Annotated in this window: 5 protein-coding genes; 3 read left to right on the top strand and 2 right to left on the bottom strand. The window is 75.1% G+C overall.

Features of this window, described 5'->3' with window-relative positions; genetic code table 11:
- The first annotated feature begins 186 nt into the window (after positions 1-186).
- On the top strand, positions 187-651 hold the full coding sequence (locus tag B7L92_RS17230; protein ID WP_081238485.1) for a RidA family protein: 465 nt from the start codon (positions 187-189) through the stop codon (positions 649-651).
- The gene (locus B7L92_RS17235) at positions 648-1115 is read left to right on the top strand and encodes a GNAT family N-acetyltransferase (protein ID WP_081238486.1); all 468 of its coding nucleotides are present in this window, start codon (positions 648-650) and stop codon (positions 1113-1115) included. The genes B7L92_RS17230 and B7L92_RS17235 overlap by 4 nt, the downstream gene beginning before the upstream one ends.
- A gap of 11 nt (positions 1116-1126) precedes the next feature.
- On the opposite strand, the gene pip is transcribed toward B7L92_RS17235, so the two are convergent.
- A complete protein-coding gene (gene pip / locus B7L92_RS17240) occupies positions 1127-2095 on the bottom strand; it encodes a prolyl aminopeptidase (RefSeq protein WP_081238487.1) in 969 nt (322 codons plus the stop codon).
- Between the two features lie 36 nt (positions 2096-2131).
- Positions 2132-2860, bottom strand: a complete 729-nt coding sequence (locus B7L92_RS17245) for a uracil-DNA glycosylase (RefSeq protein WP_081238488.1) — start codon at positions 2858-2860, stop codon at positions 2132-2134.
- A gap of 92 nt (positions 2861-2952) precedes the next feature.
- Between B7L92_RS17245 and B7L92_RS17250 the strand changes: the two genes are divergently transcribed.
- Positions 2953-3501: RNA-binding S4 domain-containing protein (locus B7L92_RS17250; protein WP_081238489.1), on the top strand; the 549-nt coding region annotated here is incomplete at its 3' end.

Below are 3501 nucleotides of genomic sequence, written 5' to 3' on the forward strand. Positions count from 1 at the left end.
GGCTGGCACTGCTGCGGCTCCTGGCGGTCGGGGGCGTGTGGGCGGCCGTGGGCAGATTAGGGGGTGTCCGGGCCCGGGTCGAACGAAATAGGGATGCGGCGGCGCGGCGGGAGGCGCAGGATCGGGGAGTCGTCCACCCCTCGCGGCCCGCCCTGCGCGGTCCGCCCCTCGCAGATCGGAGCCCGCGTGATCCGGCGTGTCACCGTCCCCGCCCTCCTCCCGCCGCCCGGCTACTCCCACGCCTGTGTCGTCGAGGCGGGCACCGCGCTGGCGTTCCTGGCGGGTTCGGTCCCCCTCGACGCCGACGGCGAGCTGGTGGGGGCGGGGGACCCGGTGCGGCAGGCCCGGCAGGTGATCGCCAACCTCGAGGAACAACTGCGCGCGGTGGGCAGCGACCTGGCCCGTGTCGTGGCCACGGACGTGTACGTCGTGAGCAGTGATCCCGCGGTGCTCTCCGCCGTGTGGGAGGTGGTGAAGGCGTCGGGGCTGAGCACGGGCCCCCACGCGTCGACCCTGATCGGTGTGGCCTGCCTCGGCTACCCCGGGCAGCTCGTCGAGATCACCGCGACGGCCGTCGTCCCGGACACGGCGGACACGGCGGGCGCGGCGGACACGGCAAGCACGACGGACACTGCGGGCACGGTCTCGTGAGGACCGGCGGCCGGGCCGTGACGCTGCGCCGGGCCGTTTCGGCCGACGACGCCGACGCCGCGGCCGAGGTCTGGTTGCGCTCCTTCGCCGCCGCGCTGCCGAGCGTGGTCCGGCCCCGGTCCGACGACGAGGTGCGCGCCTACTTCCGTCACGTCCTGGTGCCGTCGCGCGAGACCTGGGTGGCGGAGCCGGCGGGCGGGGGCGTCGTCGGGGTGATGGCCCTGGAGGGCGAGGAGCTGGCGCAGCTGTACCTCGCCCCCGAGTGGCGCGGGCGCGGTGTCGGTGACCGGTTCGTCGCCCTGGCCAAGGAGCTCCGTCCGAAGGGCCTCTCCCTGTGGACCTTCCAGATCAACGCGCCCGCCCACCGCTTCTACGAACGGCACGGCTTCGCGGCCGTGGAGCGGACGGACGGCTCGGGCAACGAGGAGCGGGAGCCGGACGTGCGGTACGTGTGGCGGCCGTAGGGCGGCGGGGTTCAGCGGCCCTCCGCGCGCGCGTACCGGTCCGTCGCCGCCACCAGGGCGTCGTCCCCGGCGGCACCGGCGTCGTGGCCGGCCTCGTCCACGATCACCAGCTCGCTGCCCGGCCAGGCGTGGTGGAGCCGCCAGACGGTGCCGAGGAGGTTGCCGAAGTCGAGGCTGCCCTGGACCAGGGTGCCGGGGAGGCCCTTCAGCAGGTGGGCGTCCCGGAGGACGACGCCCTCGTCGTTGCCCTCGCCGAGGAAGTGGTCGTTGCCCCAGTAGTGGGTGACGGTGCGGGCGAAGCCCCTGCGGAAGTCCGGGTCCCGGAACCGTGCGACCGAGCCGGGCGGGGCGGGGATCGTCGCCGTCTCCCAGTCGGTCCAGGCCCGCGCGGCCCGCTCCCGCACCTCGGGGTCGGACGACTCCAGCAGCCGGTTGTACGCGGCGGCCGGGTCGCCGTCACGCTCGTCGGCGGGCAGCGCGGCGAGGAACCGCTCGTGGGCCTCCGGGAAGATCTTCCCCAGCCCTCGGGTCAACAGGTCGACTTCCCGGCCGGATCCGGTGGCGACCCCCGTCAGCACCAGCTCGGACACCACTTCGGGGTGGGTCTGCGCGTACCGCAGGCCCAGGACCGATCCCCACGACACGCCCCACACCAGCCACCGCCCGATCCCCAGATGGGCGCGCAGCCGCTCCAGGTCCGCCATGAGGTGGGCGGTCGTGTTGACGCTCATGTCGGTGGCGGGGTCGCTCGCCGGGGGCGTCGAGCGTCCGGCGCCGCGCTGGTCGAGCAGCACGATCCGGTACGCGGCCGGGTCGAAGTACCGCCGCAGGTTCGGGCTCGTACCGGAGCCCGGGCCGCCGTGCAGCACCACCGCGGGCTTGCCGTGCGGGTTTCCGCTGGTCTCCCAGTACACGCGGTTGCCGTCACCGACGTCGAGCGTGCCGTGGTCGTACGGTTCGATCTCCGGATAGCGGCCCATCGGGGCACCGTAGCAACCGTACGGTGGAGGCTCATCTCATTTTCGCGGGGCGTTCCGTGGGGACAGCCCCGCCGCCTCCGCCACCGTGCGCAGCACCTCCCGGAGCATGTCGGGGGTGAGCAGGCCGGTGAAGGTGTTGCGCTGGCTGACGTGGTAGCAGCCGAAGAGATGCAGGCCGGGGCCGTCGGCGGCGGGCAGCGTGACGTGTGCGCCGTGCGCGAAGGCGGGGCGCGGCCGGGGCACCGTCCAGCCGGCCCCGGCGAACGCGGGCAGCGCGGCCTGCCAGCCGAAGGCGCCGAGGACGAGCGCGGCCCGCACCGTCGGCCGCAGCAGGTGCAGCTCCTGCACCAGCCAGGGCCGGCAGGTGTCCCGCTCCGCGGGCGTGGGCTTGTTGGCGGGCGGGGCGCAGTGCACGGGCGAGGTGACGCGTACGCCGTACAGTTCCAGGCCGTCCCCGGCGTGCACGGAGGACGGCTGCGAGGCGAGCCCCACGTCGTACAGCGCCCGGTACAGCACGTCCCCGGAGCGGTCGCCGGTGAACATGCGCCCCGTGCGGTTGCCGCCGTGTGCGGCGGGCGCCAGTCCGATGATCAGCAGCCGGGCGTCCGGCGGTCCGAAGCCGGGCACCGGCCGGCCCCAGTACGTCCAGTCCGCGAAGGCGGCACGCCTGGTGCGGGCCACCTCCTCGCGCCAGTCGACCAGCCGGGGGCAGGCCCGGCAGTCGGCGATGCGCCGGTCCAGTTCGGTGAGGCCGCCGGAATCCATGACTCCACGGTAGGGCCCCGGCGATCCCGCAGGTCGGGGCCCCTCCCGAAAAGCGGGCACGGTCTGCCGGGGACGAGGGTTAAGGTCGGGACATGGCTTCTGAGGGTGCGGAGTACGACAGGACGCGTGGGGCCGGGAACACGGCGGAGGCGACGGACGAGGGCGGCCAGGAGACGGCGGCTCCCCCGGACCCGAAGATCGCCGCTGCCGTGGCGGCGGCCGAGGCGGCCGGGCCGCAGCACGGCGAGACGGTCCGGATCGACAGCTGGATCTGGTCGGTGCGCCTGGTCAAGACGCGTTCCCTCGGCGCCACCGCCTGCCGCGGCGGCCATGTGCGCGTGAACGGTGAGCGGGTAAAGCCCGCGCACTCCGTCCGCGTCGGCGACGAGGTGCGTCTGCGGCACGAGGGCCGGGAGCGGGTCGTCGTCGTCAAGCGGCTGATCCGCAAGCGGGTCGGGGCGCCGGTGGCCGCCCAGTGCTACATCGACAACTCTCCGCCGCCCCCGCCCCGCGAGGCCGTCGCCCCGGCCGGGATCCGCGACCGCGGCGCGGGCCGCCCCACCAAGCGCGATCGCCGCGAACTGGAGCGCCTGCGCGCTCTGGGTGGGCGGGGCGGACCGGGCGGCCCCGGGAGCGCGGGC

This window comes from Streptomyces viridosporus (assembly GCF_002078235.1).
In the GTDB taxonomy this organism is placed as follows: domain Bacteria; phylum Actinomycetota; class Actinomycetes; order Streptomycetales; family Streptomycetaceae; genus Streptomyces; species Streptomyces viridosporus.